This window comes from Streptomyces sp. NPDC041814, assembly GCF_055590565.1.
Genome location: NZ_JBVJAM010000017.1, coordinates 142,757 through 159,833, shown reverse-complemented (window position 1 = coordinate 159,833; position 17,077 = coordinate 142,757). Strand labels below are relative to the sequence as shown.

The following is a 17,077-nucleotide window of genomic DNA, read 5'->3' as shown; positions in this document are numbered from 1 at the left end:
AGGATCGCTAGGGCCCCCGTTGTGTAGCGGCCTAGCACGCTGCCCTCTCACGGCAGTAGCGCCGGTTCGAATCCGGTCGGGGGTACTTGCAACACCATGGGCTATGGTGTAATTGGCAACACTACGGTTTCTGGTACCGTCATTCTAGGTTCGAGTCCTGGTAGCCCAGCGCAGTACAGAGCAAGTTGCAGGACAAGCCCCCGTTGTGTAGCGGCCTAGCACGCTGCCCTCTCACGGCAGTAGCGCCGGTTCGAATCCGGTCGGGGGTACAACAGTCAAGAGGCGAAGGCCCTTCACTCCGGTGAAGGGCCTTTCGCTTGTCCGGGGCCCGAGGACCGCTCCGCTCACTACCCGTACCGCCGGCCCAGCCCAACCGGTCGAGCGACGCGTCGACTTCAGCCCGTGCCGCCGTCTCCGGGGCCTCCTCGTCCGGCTCGGGGCGGACAGGGCCAGGGGGCTGCTCGGACGCCTCGGCGCCCGGCATGGTCCACCGGCGGGCGTGGGCGATGCTCAACAGCAAGGAGAAGAGGAGAAGAAGTCCCGGCAGCACGTGGGGCCGTGGCATGAGACCTTCCTCGTGCCCGAGGGCGGCTACGCATCCGTCCACGCCGATATGCCGGCGTACGGAGTGGCCGCGGCGACCGGGGAGCTGCCGGTCGAGGGGCGGGGACGTCGGACGGCGGACCGGCTCGCGCACCGGTCGGGCGCCACGTGACGAACGGGCTTCGAGGAGGGGGCCGCCACGACGCTGGGGCGGCCTCGGGGGAGGGGAGACGCGGTCGGCTCAGCCGTTGCGGCGCAGCGCCTCGCTCAGCCGGGCGGCCGAGTCGATGACCGCCTGGGCGTGCATCCGGCCCGGGTGGCGGGTCAGCCGCTCGATCGGTCCGGAGACCGAGACGGCGGCGACCACGCGGTTCGACGGGCCGCGCACCGGGGCGGAGACCGAGGCCACGCCCGGCTCGCGCTCACCGATCGACTGGGCCCAGCCGCGCCGCCGTACGCCGGAGAGCGCCGTCGCCGTGAAGCGGGCGCCCTGGAGGCCTCGGTGCAGCCGCTCCGGCTCCTCCCAGGCCATCAGGATCTGCGCGGAGGAGCCCGCCTTCATGGTCAGCGTGGAGCCGACCGGCACGGTGTCCCGCAGTCCGGACAGCCGTTCCGCCGCCGCCACGCAGATGCGCATGTCGCCCTGGCGCCGGTAGAGCTGGGCGCTCTCGCCGGTGATGTCGCGCAGATGCGTGAGCACCGGCCCGGCCGTGGCCAGCAGGCGGTCCTCGCCGGCCGCCGCCGCCAGCTCGGAGAGCCGGGGGCCGAGGATGAACCGGCCTTGCATGTCCCTCGCCACCATCCGGTGGTGTTCCAGTGCCACGGCCAGCCGGTGGGCCGTGGGTCGTGCGAGCCCGGTCGCCGCGACCAGCCCGGCGAGGGTGGCCGGCCCGGACTCCAGGGCGCTCAATACCAGAGCCGCCTTGTCGAGAACGCCGACGCCGCTAGAGTTGTCCATACGACGATACTCGCGTCTCACTCTGTGAAACGCAAGTTCAATTTTCCCCGGAAGTTGCGAACCTGTACCGGCGGCCCCACAACGGCCCGTAGCCACCGCCCCGTACGGGGGTCCGGACGGGGGCGCACCGAATCTCTAGTTGGGCCGGCGATGACGCCGGCCGGAGGGAAAGCGATGGGTAGGACACTCGCGGAGAAGGTTTGGGACGACCATGTCGTCCGGCGCGCCGAGGGCGAGCCCGACCTCCTCTTCATCGATCTGCACCTGCTGCACGAGGTGACCAGTCCCCAGGCGTTCGACGGCCTGCGGCAGGCCGGACGCCCGGTGCGGCGGCTCGACCTCACCATCGCCACCGAGGACCACAACACCCCGACCCTCGACATCGACAAGCCGATCGCCGACCCGGTCTCCCGCGCCCAGCTGGAGACGCTGCGGAAGAACTGCGCGGAGTTCGGCGTCCGGCTGCACCCGCTGGGCGACGTCGAGCAGGGCGTCGTGCACGTGGTCGGCCCGCAGCTGGGTCTGACCCAGCCCGGCACCACCGTGGTCTGCGGCGACTCCCACACGTCCACGCACGGCGCGTTCGGCGCCCTCGCGTTCGGCATCGGCACCAGCCAGGTCGAGCACGTGCTGGCCACCCAGACGCTGCCGATGGCCCGTCCGAAGACGATGGCGATCACCGTCGACGGCGAACTGCCCGACGGCGTCACCGCCAAGGACCTGATCCTGGCGATCATCGCCCGGATCGGCACCGGCGGCGGCCAGGGCTACATCCTCGAATACCGCGGCTCCGCCATCGAGAAGCTCTCGATGGAGGCCCGGATGACCATCTGCAACATGTCGATCGAGGCCGGTGCGCGGGCGGGCATGATCGCCCCCGACCAGACCACCTTCGACTACCTGCAGGGCCGCGACCACGCCCCGCAGGGCGAGGACTGGGACGCCGCCGTCGCGTACTGGAAGACGCTGCGCACCGACGACGACGCGGTCTTCGACGCCGAGGTGGTCATCGAGGCCGCCGAGCTGGCGCCGTTCGTCACCTGGGGCACCAACCCGGGCCAGGGCGCGCCCCTGTCGGCCAACGTCCCCGACCCGGCTTCGTACGAGGACGCATCGGAGCGCAACGCCGCCGAAAAGGCCCTGGAGTACATGGGGTTGACCGCGGGCCAGCCGCTGCGCGAGATCAGCGTCGACACCGTCTTCGTAGGCTCCTGCACCAACGGCCGCATCGAGGACCTGCGCAACGCCGCGGCGATCCTGGACGGCCGCAAAGTCGCCGACGGCGTACGGATGCTGGTCGTCCCGGGCTCCGTCCGGGTCGCCCTGCAGGCCGTCGACGAGGGCCTGGACAAGGTCTTCACCGCCGCCGGCGCCGAATGGCGGCACGCGGGCTGCTCGATGTGCCTCGGCATGAACCCCGACCAGCTGGCCCCCGGCGAGCGCTCCGCCTCCACCTCGAACCGCAACTTCGAGGGGCGGCAGGGCAAGGGCGGCCGTACGCACCTGGTCTCCCCGCAGGTGGCCGCCGCCACCGCGGTGCTGGGCCACCTGGCCTCGCCCGCCGACCTGTCCGACACCCGTACGCCCGCCGGAGTCCGATAACCATGGAAGCCTTCACCACGCACACCGGCCGGGCCGTTCCGCTGCGCCGCAGCAACGTCGACACCGACCAGATCATCCCCGCCCACTGGCTCAAGAAGGTCACCCGGGACGGCTTCGAGGACGGCCTCTTCGAGGCGTGGCGCAAGGACGAGAACTTCGTCCTCAACCGCCCCGAGCGCGAGGGCGCGTCGGTCCTGGTGGCCGGCCCCGACTTCGGCACCGGCTCCTCCCGCGAGCACGCCGTCTGGGCGCTGCAGAACTACGGCTTCAAGGCCGTCATCTCCTCCCGGTTCGCCGACATCTTCCGCGGCAACTCGCTGAAGAACGGTCTGCTGACCGTGGTCCTGGACCAGAAGACCGTCGACGCCCTCTGGGAGCTGACGGAGGCCGACCCGACGACCGAGGTGACGGTCGACCTGGAGGCCCGGCAGGTCCGCGCCGGAGGCATCACCGCCGACTTCGAGCTGGACGAGAACGCCCGCTGGCGGCTGCTGAACGGCCTGGACGACATCAGCCTCACTCTTCAGAACGAAGCCGACATCGCTGCTTACGAGGCGGCCCGGCCGGGCCACAAGCCCCGCACAATTCCGGCCTGATCAGCGCGTTTTCAGGACTGCGCCCCCTGCCTTCTGGTAGGGGGCGCAGTCGTTTGTTGGGACCCCGTCGGGCGACAACTCGCCCCAGATGGCACAATCGGTGCATGGAACGCGACAGCCAACTCAAGATTTACGGCCAAGTCGCCGACCAATTGAAGGAAGCGCACTCCCGGGTGCGCGCACTGCAAGTCCCGGACGGCGTAAGGATGGCGTTGAACCGGAAGCTGTTGGTCGTCACGGCCGCGGCGAAGCACGATCTCCCGGGCGCGGCAAGGCGTCTGGACCGGTTGATGAAGGACCTCGACGAGGGCCGATTCCCCGAAGGTGACTGACTCCGCAGAACTGCGCAGCGGTCGACTTCGTTGCGGCACTAGGGTGATTAGCCCGTTTCGTGTTTGATTTGCGGTATATATCTGCCTAACGTGCGAAAAAGCCGGACAGATTCGTTCCGGCAATGTCTCCGAAGGGGAAGACGTGAACAAGGCGCAGCTCGTAGAAGCGATTGCCGACAAGGTCGGCGGCCGGCAGCAGGCCGCGGACGCCGTCGACGCGGTGCTCGACGCGATCGTCCGTGCGGTTGTCGCGGGGGACCGGGTCTCGGTCACCGGCTTCGGCTCGTTCGAGAAGGTCGACCGCCCCGCCCGCTACGCCCGCAACCCGCAGACGGGTGAGCGCGTGCGGGTCAAGAAGACCTCGGTGCCCCGCTTCCGCGCGGGTCAGGGCTTCAAGGACCTGGTCAGCGGCTCCAAGAAGCTCCCCAAGAACGACGTGGCCGTGAAGAAGGCGCCCAAGGGCAGCCTCTCCGGCGGCTCTTCCGCCCGTACGACGGCCAAGGCCGCCGCCAAGAAGGCCACCGCCAAGAAGGCCGTGGCGAAGAAGGCCACCGCCAAGAAGGCCACCCCGGCGAAGAAGACCACCGCCGCGGCCAAGAAGACCACCGCGAAGAAGGCGTCGCCGGCGAAGAAGACGACGACGGCCGCCGCGAAGAAGGCCACCCCGGCGGCGAAGTCCACGGCGGCCAAGAAGACCACCGCCGCCAAGACCGCGCCCGCCAAGAAGACCACGGCGAAGAAGGCGCCCGCGAAGAAGACCACCGCGCGCAAGACCACGGCCAAGAAGGCCACCGCGCGCAAGAAGTGAGACCGGGCCGCACAGGCCCCCACACGCGCCGGGCCGGGCTCCCCCCGGGGAGCCCGGCCCGCGGGCTGTCCGGAGGATCCCCTGCGAGGAAGGACCCCGCGAGGGAAGACCCCCGTACGGCTCAGAACGTCTGCAGCGTCACCAGGCTGATCCGCAGCCCGGCCCCCTCGCCCTCGCCCTCGATCCGCACCCGCTGGCCCGGCCGCAGCAGCCGCAGGCCGCCCGCGTCGAAGGCCGCAGCGTCGAAGTCCACCGGGGTGCCGTCATCGAGCAGCACACTGCCGCTCCGCGTCTCGGGGTCGTACGTGTACGAGGTCGCCTGCATGGGTGCAGACTATCGGTCCGGCGCGAACGCCCCGGCGGCCCAGCGGCCCGCCGTGAACGGGCCGACGCCCAGCTCCAGCGCCACCCGCAGGTCCTCGCCGGTGTCCACGTCCCGGCGCACCGAATCGATCCCCGGCAGCGTGATTTCCACCGCGCCCGACGCCAGATGGCGCACCCGGGACGGGCCGCCGAATGCGGGCCGCAATTCCGCTCCCGGGGCAGCCGACAGAAATGTCGTCCCGATTCCCGCCGCATCGGGAACAAATGCGCGGGGAAAAGCGGCCGAGAATTCGAGGACCCGGGACAATTCCGTCGGCCGCAGCGCGGGCAGATCGGCGTTGAGCGCGGCCAGCGGCGCCCCCGGCCTGCCCGCCCGGACCGTCCGCTCACCGTGCGCGAGGGCCGCGTTGAGCCCCGACCCCGGGGCGTCGGGCACGACCAGGGCGCCGAGCGCGGCCAGCGCCGCCCCCGCCACCGTGTCGTCCGTGACGACCACCACATCCGCCACGTCCGGGCAGGACAGCGCGGCGGCCACGGTGTCACGGGCGAAGGCGAGGGCGAGCCGGGGGCGCAACAGCACGCCGGAGGCGGGCGCCAGCCTGCTCTTGGCCCGCGCCAGGGGCTTCAACGGGACGACCAGGGACCAGCGGCCGGCCGGGTCGGTGTTCGTGGCGGTCCCTCCCTCGATACGCATCGCCGCCTATTCTCGCCTGCCGGTGCGCCGACCCGGAGGGTCGCTCCCCGGGGCGAGGCGTACGGTGTTCTCGACAGAGCAGGGGCCTGGGGCGAGACTTGACCCTCGGTAGTCAGGCAGCAGACAGTTCCACGGTCTTGTTCACAGAGGAAAGGTGTCCGAGTGTCCCGCCGCAGAATCGGCTTCTGGTACCGCCTGGCGGCGGTCATCGCGAAACCGCCGCTGGTGGTTCTGTTCAAGCGCGACTGGCGGGGAACGGAACACATTCCGGCCGACGGCGGATTCATCACAGCGGTCAACCACAACTCTTACCTGGACCCGCTCTCGTACGGGCACTTCCAGTACAACACCGGCCGGGTGCCGCGCTTTCTGGCCAAGGCGGGGCTCTTCAAGGGCGCCTTCATCGGCACGATGCTGCGCGGCACCGGCCAGATCCCCGTCTACCGCGAGACCACCAACGCGATGGACGCCTTCCGGGCCGCTGTCGGTGCCATCGAGCGCGGCGAGTGCGTCTGCTTCTACCCCGAGGGCACCCTCACCCGCGACCCCGACATGTGGCCGATGGCCGGCAAGACCGGCGCCGCCCGCGTCGCGTTGATGACCCGGGCCCCCGTCATCCCGGTCGCGCAGTGGGGCGCCAACGAGGCGATGCCCCCCTACGCCACCGAGAAGAAGATCCGCCTCCTGCCCCGCAAGACCCTCCGGGTCAAGGCCGGGCCGCCCGTCGACCTCTCCCGGTTCTACGACCAGGAGCCGACGCCCGAGGTGCTGCGCGAGGCCACCGAGGTGATCATGCGGGCGGTCACCGCGCAACTGGAGGAGATCCGCGGGCAGCAGGCACCCGCCGAGCCCTACGATCACCGCAAGGCCCGGGCCGAGCAGCGGCGCAAGGCCCAAGGAGAGGGACTCACGTGACGCACCCCCCGAAGGCCGCCGTCTTCGGAACCGGCTCCTGGGGTACCGCCTTCGCCGTCGTCCTCGCGGACGCGGGCTGCGAAGTGACGCTCTGGGGCCGCCGGGCCGAGGTCGCGGAGGCCGTCAACACCACCCGTACCAACCCCGAGTACCTGCCGGGAATCGAGCTGCCCGCCTCGGTCCGGGCCACCACGGACGCGGCCGAGGCGCTGCGCGGCGCCGACTACGCGGTGCTCGTCGTGCCCTCCCAGACGCTGCGCGCCAACCTCGCCGACTGGACCCCGCACCTGGAACAGCAGACGGTCCTCGTCTCCCTCATGAAGGGCGTCGAACTCGGCACCGCCAAGCGGATGAGCGAGGTCATCGAGGACGTCACCCAGGTGTCCCCGGACCGCATCGCCGTCATCACCGGGCCCAACCTCGCCAAGGAGATCGCCGAACGCCGCCCCGCCGCGGCCGTCGTCGCCTGCCGGGACGAGTCGGTCGCCCAGCGCCTCCAGGCCGCCTGCCACACCCCGTACTTCCGCCCGTACACCAGCACCGACGTGGTCGGCTGCGAACTCGGCGGCGCCGTCAAGAACGTCATCGGCCTCGCCGTCGGCATCGCGGACGGGATGGGGCTCGGCGACAACGCCAAGGGCTCGCTCATCACCCGGGGCCTCGCCGAGACGATCCGGCTGGGCGCCGCCATGGGCGCCGACCCGCTGACGTTCTCCGGACTCGCCGGCCTCGGCGACCTGGTGGCGACGTGCTCGTCGCCGCTCTCGCGCAACCACACCTTCGGCACCAACCTCGGCCGGGGCATGACGCTCCAGGAGACCATCGCCGCCACCAAGCAGACCGCCGAGGGCGTCAAGTCCTGCGAATCGGTGCTCGACCTGGCCCGCAGGCACGGCGTGGAGATGCCGCTGACCGAGACCATCGTCGGCATCGTCCACGAGGGCAAGCCGCCGAAGGTCGCGGTCAAGGAGCTCATGTCGCGCAGCGCCAAGGCCGAACGGCACTGACGCCACCCGGGGCCCACCCGCCCCGGGCGGCCCGTGCCGCGCTGACGCGGCCGGTACCAGCAGGTACGCTCATCGCGATATGAGCAGCGAGAACCTCCCCCAGAGCCCGGAGCAGCAGCTCCGCAAGCCGCGCGTGGCCGTCGTGTTCGGCGGCCGCAGCTCCGAACACGGCATTTCGGTGGTCACGGCCGGCGCCGTCCTGAACGCCATCGACCGGACCAAGTACGACGTCCTGCCGATCGGCATCACGACGGACGGCCGCTGGGCGCTCACCGCCGACGAACCGGAACGCATGGCCATCGCGAACCGGACCATGCCGGACGTGGCGCAGCTGGCCGAGTCCGAGGAGGGCGGGGTCGTGCTCTCCGTCGACCCCGGCAGCCGCGAAGTGGTCTACACCGAGCCCGGCGCGGTGCCCAAGGCGCTCGGCGAGGTCGACGTCGTCTTCCCCGTCCTGCACGGCCCGTACGGCGAGGACGGCACCCTCCAGGGACTCCTGGAGCTGTCCGGTGTGCCGTACGTGGGCGCCGGGGTCCTCGCCTCGGCCGTCGGCCAGGACAAGGAGTACATGAAGCGGGTCTTCACCTCCTTCGGCCTCCCGGTCGGCCCGTACCTGGTGGTCCGCCCCCGCGAGTGGGAGAGCGACCCGGCCGCCGCCCGCGAGCGCATCACCGGCTTCGCCGGCGAACACGGCTGGCCGCTCTTCATCAAGCCCGCCCGGGCCGGCTCGTCCATCGGCATCACCAAGGTCGAGGACGCCTCCGGTCTCGACGCGGCCATCGAGGAGGCCCGCCGCCACGACCCGAAGTTCCTGGTCGAGTCGCTGCTGAGGGGCCGCGAGATCGAGTGCGGCGTCCTGGAGTTCGAGGACGGGCCGCGCGCCAGCGTGCCGGCCGAGATCCCGCCGGTCACCGCGCACGACTTCTACGACTTCGAGGCCAAGTACATCGACGCCGCCTCCGGGATCGTGCCCGCACCGCTCACCGAGGAGCAGACAGCCGAGGTCCAGCGGCTCGCCGTCGAAGCCTTCGACGCGTGCTCCTGCGAGGGCCTGGTGCGCGCCGACTTCTTCCTCACCGAGGACGGCGGCTTCGTCATCAACGAGATCAACACCCTGCCGGGCTTCACCCCGATCTCCATGTACCCGCGGATGTGGCAGGAGAGCGGCGTCAGCTACCAGCAGCTGGTGGACCGGCTCATCCAGGCCGCGCTGAACCGGCCGACCGGACTGCGCTGACCACACCGGGACACGGCGAAGGGTGTGCGCTCAGGACGCTCGGCGCGAGCGCACACCCTAGAACCGGTTCGGGATCGTCTTCTTCACCGCCGGGGCGAACGCCGCGAGCGGCGTCGTGTCATGCGCGTACGCCTCCGAGAGCGACACCTCGACGTACGTCTTGCGCAGGGTCGTCGTCAGCCGGGGACCATCGCCGTCGCGCTGCTCCAGCATCCAGTTGACGCCGCTCGCGGTGATGCCCTTCGACTGGTCGTCGTCCATCTTCGCGGGGCGCTCCACACCGCAGCGCAGTACGATCGCCCCGTCCCCCCACCCGGCGGTCAGTTCCGAGGCGGGTTCGGGGTCGCTCCGCTCCAGACCGCCGACGGTGTCCGGCAGTTCTCCGTCCAGCGCGCGGCAGTAGGCTGCGGCTTCCGGGGACGGGGAGGGCACCGTGACCGACGCCGTCGCCCCGCCCCCGGAACAGCCCGCCACCAGCAGCATCAGGGCGGCGGACGGACCGAGGAACACGGGGCGGAGAAGCCGGCGGCTGGAGGACGTCACCGGCCCAGCGTAGACGGGGGCTACAGGTGAACGACCGGGCAGGTCAGGGTTCGGGTGATGCCGTCCACTTGCTGGACCCGCGCCACCACCATGCGCCCGAGCTCGTCCACGGTGTCGGCCTGGGCGCGGACGATCACGTCGTAGGGGCCGGTGACGTCTTCTGCCTGGATGACTCCCGGGAGTTCGGAGATGGTCTCGGCGACGGTCGACGCCTTGCCCACCTCGGTCTGGATGAGGATGTACGCCTGTACCACGGAACCTCCAGGGCGGCCACGAGGATCATGTGGGGGAAAGGGACGCCACGTTATCGCGTCGCCGCGCGGAGCGGGGAGACCCGCGGGCCGGATGACGTCCTCAGCGTGGCGCACAGAACGCCCAAGTTGACGTAACTCTTGACAGTACCGACAGCAGAGACGGCACGCGACCGCGAGTGGGGCGGCGCGCACGGGGGACAGGCCGGAGCGTCCGGCCCGACAGATGAGAGGTGACACTCGGTGAAGGCAACCGTGGGCGAGTTGGGGGAGTTCGGGCTCATCAAGGAGCTCACGTCCCGGCTCACCACCACTCCGGCGGTCCGGCTCGGGCCGGGCGACGACGCCGCGGTCGTGACCGCCCCCGACCGCAGGGTCGTGGCCAGCACGGACATCCTGCTGGAGGGACGGCACTTCCGGCGCGACTGGTCGACGGCGTACGACGTGGGCCGCAAGGCCGCGGCGCAGAACCTCGCGGACATCGCCGCCATGGGCGCCGTGCCCACCGCGCTCCTGCTCGGCCTCGTCGTTCCCGCCGAACTCCCGGTCACCTGGGCCGCCGAGCTGATGGACGGACTGCGCGACGAGTGCCAGGTCGCGGGGGCGGCCGTGGTGGGCGGGGACGTCGTGCGCGGCGACCTCATCACCGTCTCGATCACCGCGCTCGGCGACCTGCGGAACCACGAGCCCGTCACCCGGGCCGGCGCCCAGCCCGGGGACGTCGTCGCCGTCACCGGCTGGCTCGGCTGGTCCGCCGCCGGATACGCCGTGCTCTCCCGGGGCTTCCGCTCGCCGCGCGCCTTCGTGGAGGCGCACCGCCGCCCCGAACCGCCGTACCACGCGGGCCCCGCGGCCGCCGGGCTCGGTGCCACCGCCATGACCGACGTCAGCGACGGGCTCGTCGCCGACCTCGGGCACATCGCCGAGGCCAGCAAGGTCCGCATCGATCTGCGGTCCGGGCTCATCGACGTGCCGTCCCAGATGTCGGACATCGGGCAGGCCGTCGGCGTCGACCCCATGCAGTGGGTGCTGACCGGCGGCGAGGACCACGCCATCGTCGCGACCTTCCCGTCCGACGTGAAGCTCCCGGCCCGCTGGAAGGTGATCGGCGAGGTCCTCAACCCCTCGGCGCTGCCCCAGGTGACGGTCGACGGGGCGCCCTGGACCAGCAAGAACGGCTGGGACCACTTCAGCGACATCGAGGACTCCCAGTAGATTGCGGCGTATGCCGATACCCACCTCCGTACCGCCCCGCGTGCTCACCGTCGCCGGATCCGACTCCGGCGGCGGTGCGGGCATCCAGGCCGACCTCAAGACGATGCTCGCGCTGGGCACGCACGGGATGAGCGTGCTCACCGCCGTCACCGCGCAGAACTCCCTCGGCGTCCAGGGCGCCTGGGAGCTGCCCCCCGAGGCGGTCCGCGCCCAGTACCGCAGCGTCGTGGACGACATCGGCGTCGACGCCGTCAAGACCGGGATGCTGGCGTCCGCCCCGCTCGTGGAGACCGTCGCGGAACTCCTCGCGGACACCGCGGCGCCCGTCGTCGTGGACCCTGTCGGCGTCTCCAAGCACGGCGACCCGCTCCTCGCCGCCGACGCCCTGGAGTCCGTCCGTACGAAGCTGCTCCCCGTCGCGACCGTGGCGACGCCCAACCTGGACGAGGTGGCGCAGCTCACGGGCATCACCGTCACCGACGAGGCCGGGATGCGCCGGGCCGCGGGCGCGCTGCTCGCCTTCGGGCCCCGCTGGGTCGTGGTCAAGGGCGGCCATCTGCCCGGCGAGCCCGTCGACCTGCTCACCGACGGCAGCGAGGAGCACTGGCTGCGTGCCCCCCGCCACGACAACCGGCACACCCACGGCACCGGCTGCACCCTGGCCTCCGCCATCGCGAGCCACCTGGCACGGGGGGCCGGGGTGCCGGAGGCGGTCCGGGCCGCGAAGGCATACGTCACCGGGGCGATCGAGGCGGGCTTCCCGCTGGGCGCGGGCATCGGCCCGGTCCGCCACGGCTGGCGGCCGCGCGACGCGGGCTGACGTACGGGCACAGCCGACGCGGGCTGACGTAAGGGCACAGCAAAAAGCCGGTCCACCGAGGTGGACCGGCTTTTCGGGCAACCGGTAGGGCTGCGCTACGACGGGAACGTCAGCGCGCGACCTTGCCGGCCTTGATGCACGAGGTGCAGACGTTGAGCCGCTTCGGCGTCCGACCGACCACGGCACGCACGCGCTGGATGTTGGGGTTCCAGCGACGGGACGTACGGCGGTGCGAGTGCGAAATGTTGTTGCCGAAGCTCGGCCCCTTGCCGCAAACGTCGCAGTTGGCAGCCACGGGTCACTCCAAAGACTTCAGATGCACTTACAGTGAATTCCGGTACGCCGGATTCAAGGACTGAAGTGGCGGTACCGGGGGAATGTCCCGACTTTCGTCGGGCAACCGAAGCAGCATACAACGCCTGCTCCGGAGATACGAAACTACCATGTCTTCCGCCCCCGCCCTCCCCGCCCCCGGACCGCCCGCACCCCCCGACCGGGGCTAACCTGCGGTGCAGCCAGCCGCCCCCGCCCCGTCACGAGTCCCCGTTCCGAGTCCCGTCCGAGGAGGACCCGAGGTGCCGCAGACCGCCGACGAACCGGATGCCGTCGCGGTACGGAGCTGGTGCTCCCTGGCCCTCGAAGCGCTCGGCCGGGAGCGGGAGGCGATCGACGCGATCAACGTCTATCCGGTCGCCGACGGGGACACCGGTACCAACCTCTACCTGACCGTGGAATCCGCGGCGGCCGCCGTCGAAGCGGTCTTCGCGGCCCACGAGACCGGCACCTCGGTGCCCTCCGCCGCCGACGCGGTACGGGCCATGGCACACGGCGCCCTCATCGGCGCCCGCGGCAACTCCGGCACGATCCTCGCCCAGCTCCTGCGCGGCATGGCCGGGGTCCTCGCGGAGGGCACCGGCGGCGACCGGATGCGCCTCGCCCTCGCCAGGGCCGCCGCCTGGGCCCGCGAGGCCGTCGCCCACCCCGTCGAGGGCACCGTCCTCACCGTCGCGGACCGGGCCGCGGCCGCCGCCGGACGGGCAGCCCCCGGCGCGGACACGGCCGAGGTGGCCCGGGCCGCCTACGAGGGCGCCCGCGCCGCGCTGGACGCGACGCCCGGACAGCTCCCTGCCCTCGCCAGGGCCGGGGTGGTCGACGCCGGGGGCCGCGGCCTGGTCACCCTGCTCGGCGCCCTGGTCGAAGCGGTCTCGGGACGGGGACCGGAGCGGCCGTACGAGGCCCCCGTCCCGTTCGTCCCGGAGGGCGACGACACGGAGTGCCCGGCGGGCGACGACGGGGACGGGGGCGGGCCCGCCTTCGAGGTGATCTACCTGCTGGAAGCGGGCGACGAGGCCGTCGAACGGCTGCGCGCCCGGCTGGACGCCCTCGGCGACTCCCTGGTGGTGGTCGGCGGCGACGGGCTGTGGAACGTCCACGTCCATGTGGACGACGCCGGCGCCGCGGTCGAGGCGGGCGTCGAGGCCGGCCGCCCGTACCGCATCCGCATCACCCACTTCGCCGCCGACCGCGCCCACGCCCGCCCCGAGCCCGCCCGGCGCGCGGTCGTCGTGGTCGTCCCGGGCGACGGTCTCGCCGCCCTCTGCCGGGAGGCCGGCGCGACGACGGTGCTCGCCCGGCCCGGCGAACCGCCCGCCAGCGGCGAACTGGCCGACGCGGTCCGCCGCGCCCACGCCCGCGAGGTGGTGCTCCTCCCGAACGACGCGGACCTGCGCCACACCGCGGCCGCCGCCGCCGAACAGGCCAGGTCTCAGGGGATCCGGGTCGCCGTCATCCCCACCCGGGCCGCCGTCCAGGGCATCGCGGCCCTCGCCGTCCACGAGCCGGACCGCAGCTTCGACGAGGACGTGGTCGCGATGACCTCGGCGGCCGGTGCCACCCGCTACGCGGAACTGGCCGTCGCCGAACGGCAGTCCTGGACCACGGCGGGCATCTGCCAGGCCGGGGACGTCCTCGGGCTCATCGACGGCGACGTGGCGGTCATCGGCCAGGACGTCCCCGGCACCGCGCGCAAGGTGCTGGACCGGATGCTCGCGGCCGGCGGCGAGCTGGTCACCCTGGTCCTGGGCGAGAACACCCCGCCCTCGCTGGCCGAGGCCCTGGAACAGCACGTCCGCGACGGCCACCTGGCGGTGGACACCACCACCTACCGGGGCGGCCACCAGGGCGCGCCGCTGCTGATCGGCGTCGAATAGCACCCGGCGCGACGACGGGCCCGGGTGGCGCCCGACGGACAACTGTCACTGCCGTGGTGTGCAATGGACCGCGTGTCTGCGTTCGAAGAACCCCTCAAGAAGCTGCTCGGAGGACCCACCGCGAAGGTGATGGCCGAGCACCTCGACCTGCACACCGTCGGTGATCTCCTCCATCACTACCCGCGCCGGTACGAGGAGCGCGGCCGGCTCACGGCGCTGACCGACCTCCCGCTGGACGAGCACGTCACGGTCGTCGCCCAGGTCGCCGACGCCCGCGTCCTCACCTTCAACGGCGGACGCGGCAAGCGCCTCGAAGTGACCCTCACCGACGGCCACGGCCGCCTTCAGCTCGTCTTCTTCGGCCACGGCGTCCACAAGCCGCACAAGGACCTGCTGCCCGGCCGGCGCGCGATGTTCGCCGGCAAGGTCTCCGTCTTCAACCACAAGATGCAGCTCGCCCACCCCACGTACCAGCTGCTCGACGCCGCCTCCGTGGACGACGCCGAGGCGACCGAGGCCGTGGACGCCTTCGCGGGCAAGCTGCTGCCGATCTACCCCGCCTGCAAGCAGCTCGACTCCTGGCGGATCGCCAAGGCGGTCGACGCGGTGCTGCCCAGCGCCCGGGAGGCTGTCGACCCGCTCCCCGAAGCCCTGCGCGAGGGCCGCGGCTTCACCTCGCTGCCCGAGGCCCTGCTCAAGATCCACCGCCCGGCCACCAAGGCCGACGTGGCGGCGGCCCGGGACCGGCTGAAGTGGGACGAGGCGTTCGTCCTCCAGGTCGCCCTCGCCCGCCGCAGGTACGCCGACACCCAGCTCCCGGCCGTCGCCCGCAGGCCCGTCCCCGGCGGCCTGCTCGACGCGTTCGACGCGAAGCTCCCGTTCACGCTCACCGACGGCCAGCAGAAGGTCTCCAAGGAGATCTTCGACGACCTCGCCACCGAGCACCCGATGCACCGCCTCCTCCAGGGCGAAGTCGGTTCCGGGAAGACCATGGTGGCCCTGCGCGCCATGCTCGCCGTGGTCGACGCGGGCGGCCAGGCCGCGATGCTCGCGCCCACCGAGGTCCTGGCGCAGCAGCACCACCGGTCGATCACCGAGATGATGGGGGAGCTGGCCGAGCATTGGGGCCTGTGGCGCGAAGCGCCTCTCGATGAGGGGCGGCGGTCGGGCGACGGGCGGGCGCTGGGGAGTTCCGACCAGGGCACCAAGGTCGTGCTGCTCACCGGGTCCATGGGCACCGCCGCCCGCCGGCAGGCCCTGCTCGACCTGGTCACCGGTGAGGCCGGCATCGTCATCGGGACGCACGCCCTGATCGAGGACAAGGTCAAGTTCCACGACCTGGGCCTGGTCGTCGTGGACGAACAGCACCGCTTCGGGGTCGAGCAGCGCGACGCCCTCCGGTCGAAGGGGAAGCAACCGCCCCACCTCCTCGTCATGACCGCGACGCCCATTCCCCGTACCGTCGCCATGACCGTATTCGGGGACCTGGAGACCTCCGTCCTCGACCAGCTCCCGGCCGGCCGCTCACCCATCGCCAGCCACGTCGTCCCCGCCAAGGACAAGCCGCACTTCCTCAGCCGCGCCTGGGAACGGGTCCGCGAGGAGGTCGAGAACGGCCACCAGGCCTACGTCGTCTGCCCCCGCATCGGGGACGACGAGGACGACCCCGCCAAGAAGAAGGGGAAGAAGGCCGCCGAGGAAGAGGCCGACAAGCGGCCTCCGCTCGCCGTCCTGGAGATCGCCGCCCAACTCGCGAAGGGCCCCCTGCACGGACTGCGCGTCGAGGTGCTGCACGGCCGGATGCAGCCCGACGACAAGGACGACGTCATGCGCCGCTTCGCCGCCGGCGAGGTCGACGTCCTGGTCGCCACGACCGTCATCGAGGTCGGCGTCAACGTCCCCAACGCCACCGCGATGGTCATCATGGACGCCGACCGCTTCGGCGTCTCCCAGCTGCACCAGCTGCGCGGCCGGGTCGGCCGCGGCTCCGCCCCCGGGCTCTGCCTGCTGGTCAGCGAGGCCCACGAGGCGAGCCCCGCCCGCGCCCGGCTCTCCGCCGTCGCCGCGACCCTGGACGGCTTCGAGCTCTCCCGCATCGACCTCGAACAGCGCCGCGAGGGCGACGTGCTCGGCCAGGCCCAGTCCGGGGTGCGCTCCTCGCTGCGCGTCCTGAACGTCATCGACGACGAGGAGGTCATCGCTGCCGCGCGCCAGGAGGCCGTCGCCGTCGTCGCCGCCGACCCCGGCCTGGAGCGCCTGCCCGAGCTGCGCACCGCCCTGGACGCCCTGCTCGACAAGGAGCGCGAGGAGTACCTGGACAAGGGGTGAGCCGGCCCGCCCCGGGAAGCCCGGCCCTCCCCGACGCCATATCGTGGGAGGTACGGCGCCCACGGCACCCCGCGCGCCGCCCCGACCCGAGGACCAGTCACCCATGACCCGCGTGATCGCAGGCGTGGCCGGCGGACGCCGCCTGGCCGTCCCGCCCGGCACCGGCACCCGGCCCACATCCGACCGCGCGCGCGAGGGCCTGTTCTCCACCTGGCAGGCGCTCCTGGGCACCCTCGACGGGATCCGGGTCGCCGACCTCTACGCCGGTTCGGGCGCCGTCGGCCTCGAAGCGCTCTCCCGGGGCGCCGCCCACGCCCTGCTCGTGGAGGCCGACGCCAAGGCCCTGCGCACCGTCAAGGACAACGCCCGCACCCTGGGCCTGCCCGGTGCCGAGGTCCGCGGCGGCAAAGCAGAACAGATCGTGACGGGTCCGGCGCCCTCGGAGCCGTACGACGTGGTCTTCCTGGACCCGCCGTACGCCGTCACCGACGACGATCTTGGCGAGATCCTCCTCACACTCCGTACGCAGGGGTGGCTCACGAGCGACGCACTCGTCACCGTGGAACGCAGCACCAGAGGCGGAGAATTCAGCTGGCCCAAGGGTTTCGAGCCATTGCGGGCCCGTCGCTACGGCGAGGGAACGCTTTGGTACGGTCGCGCCGCCGCCACGTGCGAAGACGCACGATGACCGGAC

Annotated in this window: 18 protein-coding genes, 3 tRNA genes and 1 pseudogene; 16 read left to right on the top strand and 6 right to left on the bottom strand. The window is 72.0% G+C overall.

All coding sequences use genetic code 11. The features are described 5' to 3' along the window. Positions 1-12 precede the first annotated feature (12 nt). From ACZ6C6_RS32770 to ACZ6C6_RS32755, 4 genes and pseudogenes are all read left to right on the top strand, one after another. Positions 13-85: transfer RNA gene (locus ACZ6C6_RS32770), tRNA-Glu, on the top strand. A 12-nt stretch (positions 86-97) separates the two neighbouring features. After that, positions 98-169: transfer RNA gene (locus ACZ6C6_RS32765), tRNA-Gln, on the top strand. Positions 170-196: 27 nt separating this feature from the next. Continuing rightward, positions 197-269: transfer RNA gene (locus ACZ6C6_RS32760), tRNA-Glu, on the top strand. Between the two features lie 198 nt (positions 270-467). Next, positions 468-715: pseudogene (locus tag ACZ6C6_RS32755) on the top strand (monooxygenase family protein); the annotation flags it as partial. A gap of 69 nt (positions 716-784) precedes the next feature. On the opposite strand, the gene ndgR reads toward ACZ6C6_RS32755, so the two are convergent. Continuing rightward, on the bottom strand, positions 785-1,501 hold the full coding sequence (gene ndgR, locus ACZ6C6_RS32750; protein WP_018521358.1) for an IclR family transcriptional regulator NdgR: 717 nt from the start codon (positions 1,499-1,501) through the stop codon (positions 785-787). 174 nt (positions 1,502-1,675) lie between these two features. Here ndgR and leuC point away from each other — a divergent pair, with 174 nt between their 5' ends. The 4 genes from leuC to ACZ6C6_RS32730 all read left to right on the top strand — a co-directional run bounded on the left by leuC (position 1,676) and on the right by ACZ6C6_RS32730 (position 4,839). After that, the gene (gene leuC / locus ACZ6C6_RS32745; protein WP_469208175.1) at positions 1,676-3,103 is read left to right on the top strand and encodes a 3-isopropylmalate dehydratase large subunit; all 1,428 of its coding nucleotides are present in this window, start codon (positions 1,676-1,678) and stop codon (positions 3,101-3,103) included. Between the two features lie 2 nt (positions 3,104-3,105). Further along, complete coding sequence (gene leuD, locus ACZ6C6_RS32740; RefSeq protein ID WP_469208173.1) at positions 3,106-3,699, top strand: 3-isopropylmalate dehydratase small subunit; 594 nt, start codon at positions 3,106-3,108, stop codon at positions 3,697-3,699. A 104-nt stretch (positions 3,700-3,803) separates the two neighbouring features. Further along, entirely contained in the window at positions 3,804-4,031 is a 228-nt protein-coding gene (locus tag ACZ6C6_RS32735) for an SCO5555 family protein (RefSeq protein WP_451340130.1), read from the top strand. Positions 4,032-4,173: 142 nt separating this feature from the next. Continuing rightward, positions 4,174-4,839 carry an HU family DNA-binding protein gene (locus ACZ6C6_RS32730; RefSeq protein ID WP_469208171.1) on the top strand — a complete coding sequence of 222 codons (666 nt, stop codon included), beginning with the start codon at positions 4,174-4,176 and terminating at the stop codon, positions 4,837-4,839. A gap of 121 nt (positions 4,840-4,960) precedes the next feature. Here the strand turns inward: ACZ6C6_RS32730 and ACZ6C6_RS32725 are convergent, their stop codons facing one another. Together ACZ6C6_RS32725 and cofC are read right to left on the bottom strand one after the other, a co-directional pair. Beyond that, on the bottom strand, positions 4,961-5,164 hold the full coding sequence (locus ACZ6C6_RS32725) for a hypothetical protein (protein ID WP_018102423.1): 204 nt from the start codon (positions 5,162-5,164) through the stop codon (positions 4,961-4,963). Positions 5,165-5,173: 9 nt separating this feature from the next. After that, positions 5,174-5,857 (bottom strand): 2-phospho-L-lactate guanylyltransferase, encoded by a 684-nt coding sequence (gene cofC, locus ACZ6C6_RS32720; RefSeq protein ID WP_469208169.1) that lies wholly within the window; start codon positions 5,855-5,857, stop codon positions 5,174-5,176. A gap of 162 nt (positions 5,858-6,019) precedes the next feature. On the opposite strand from cofC, the gene ACZ6C6_RS32715 reads away from it, so the two are divergent. The 3 genes from ACZ6C6_RS32715 to ACZ6C6_RS32705 all read left to right on the top strand — a co-directional run bounded on the left by ACZ6C6_RS32715 (position 6,020) and on the right by ACZ6C6_RS32705 (position 9,016). Continuing rightward, complete coding sequence (locus ACZ6C6_RS32715) at positions 6,020-6,772, top strand: lysophospholipid acyltransferase family protein (RefSeq protein ID WP_018102421.1); 753 nt, start codon at positions 6,020-6,022, stop codon at positions 6,770-6,772. After that, positions 6,769-7,779 (top strand): NAD(P)H-dependent glycerol-3-phosphate dehydrogenase, encoded by a 1,011-nt coding sequence (locus tag ACZ6C6_RS32710; protein WP_469208167.1) that lies wholly within the window; start codon positions 6,769-6,771, stop codon positions 7,777-7,779. Before ACZ6C6_RS32715 ends, ACZ6C6_RS32710 begins: the two co-directional genes overlap by 4 nt. A gap of 79 nt (positions 7,780-7,858) precedes the next feature. Continuing rightward, the gene (locus tag ACZ6C6_RS32705; RefSeq protein ID WP_469208165.1) at positions 7,859-9,016 is read left to right on the top strand and encodes a D-alanine--D-alanine ligase family protein; all 1,158 of its coding nucleotides are present in this window, start codon (positions 7,859-7,861) and stop codon (positions 9,014-9,016) included. 57 nt (positions 9,017-9,073) lie between these two features. On the opposite strand, the gene ACZ6C6_RS32700 is transcribed toward ACZ6C6_RS32705, so the two are convergent. Together ACZ6C6_RS32700 and ACZ6C6_RS32695 are read right to left on the bottom strand one after the other, a co-directional pair. Continuing rightward, complete coding sequence (locus tag ACZ6C6_RS32700) at positions 9,074-9,559, bottom strand: DUF3515 domain-containing protein (protein WP_469208163.1); 486 nt, start codon at positions 9,557-9,559, stop codon at positions 9,074-9,076. 20 nt (positions 9,560-9,579) lie between these two features. Then, positions 9,580-9,813: an Lrp/AsnC family transcriptional regulator gene (locus ACZ6C6_RS32695; protein ID WP_469208161.1), complete on the bottom strand. Its 234-nt coding sequence runs from the start codon at positions 9,811-9,813 to the stop codon at positions 9,580-9,582. 240 nt (positions 9,814-10,053) lie between these two features. Between ACZ6C6_RS32695 and ACZ6C6_RS32690 the strand changes: the two genes are divergently transcribed. Both ACZ6C6_RS32690 and thiD read left to right on the top strand, forming a co-directional pair. Then, on the top strand, positions 10,054-11,025 hold the full coding sequence (locus ACZ6C6_RS32690) for a thiamine-phosphate kinase (protein WP_469208159.1): 972 nt from the start codon (positions 10,054-10,056) through the stop codon (positions 11,023-11,025). Positions 11,026-11,035: 10 nt separating this feature from the next. Continuing rightward, a complete protein-coding gene (thiD, locus tag ACZ6C6_RS32685; protein WP_469208157.1) occupies positions 11,036-11,845 on the top strand; it encodes a bifunctional hydroxymethylpyrimidine kinase/phosphomethylpyrimidine kinase in 810 nt (269 codons plus the stop codon). A gap of 109 nt (positions 11,846-11,954) precedes the next feature. On the opposite strand, the gene rpmB is transcribed toward thiD, so the two are convergent. Next, a complete protein-coding gene (gene rpmB, locus ACZ6C6_RS32680; protein ID WP_026171429.1) occupies positions 11,955-12,140 on the bottom strand; it encodes a 50S ribosomal protein L28 in 186 nt (61 codons plus the stop codon). Positions 12,141-12,420: 280 nt separating this feature from the next. Here rpmB and ACZ6C6_RS32675 point away from each other — a divergent pair, with 280 nt between their 5' ends. The 3 genes from ACZ6C6_RS32675 to rsmD all read left to right on the top strand — a co-directional run bounded on the left by ACZ6C6_RS32675 (position 12,421) and on the right by rsmD (position 17,071). Continuing rightward, positions 12,421-14,055 carry a DAK2 domain-containing protein gene (locus tag ACZ6C6_RS32675; RefSeq protein WP_469208155.1) on the top strand — a complete coding sequence of 545 codons (1,635 nt, stop codon included), beginning with the start codon at positions 12,421-12,423 and terminating at the stop codon, positions 14,053-14,055. A 63-nt stretch (positions 14,056-14,118) separates the two neighbouring features. Next, entirely contained in the window at positions 14,119-16,383 is a 2,265-nt protein-coding gene (recG, locus tag ACZ6C6_RS32670; protein ID WP_469208153.1) for an ATP-dependent DNA helicase RecG, read from the top strand. Positions 16,384-16,486: 103 nt separating this feature from the next. Next, positions 16,487-17,071 carry a 16S rRNA (guanine(966)-N(2))-methyltransferase RsmD gene (gene rsmD / locus ACZ6C6_RS32665; protein ID WP_469208151.1) on the top strand — a complete coding sequence of 195 codons (585 nt, stop codon included), beginning with the start codon at positions 16,487-16,489 and terminating at the stop codon, positions 17,069-17,071. Positions 17,072-17,077: the final 6 nt, after the last annotated feature.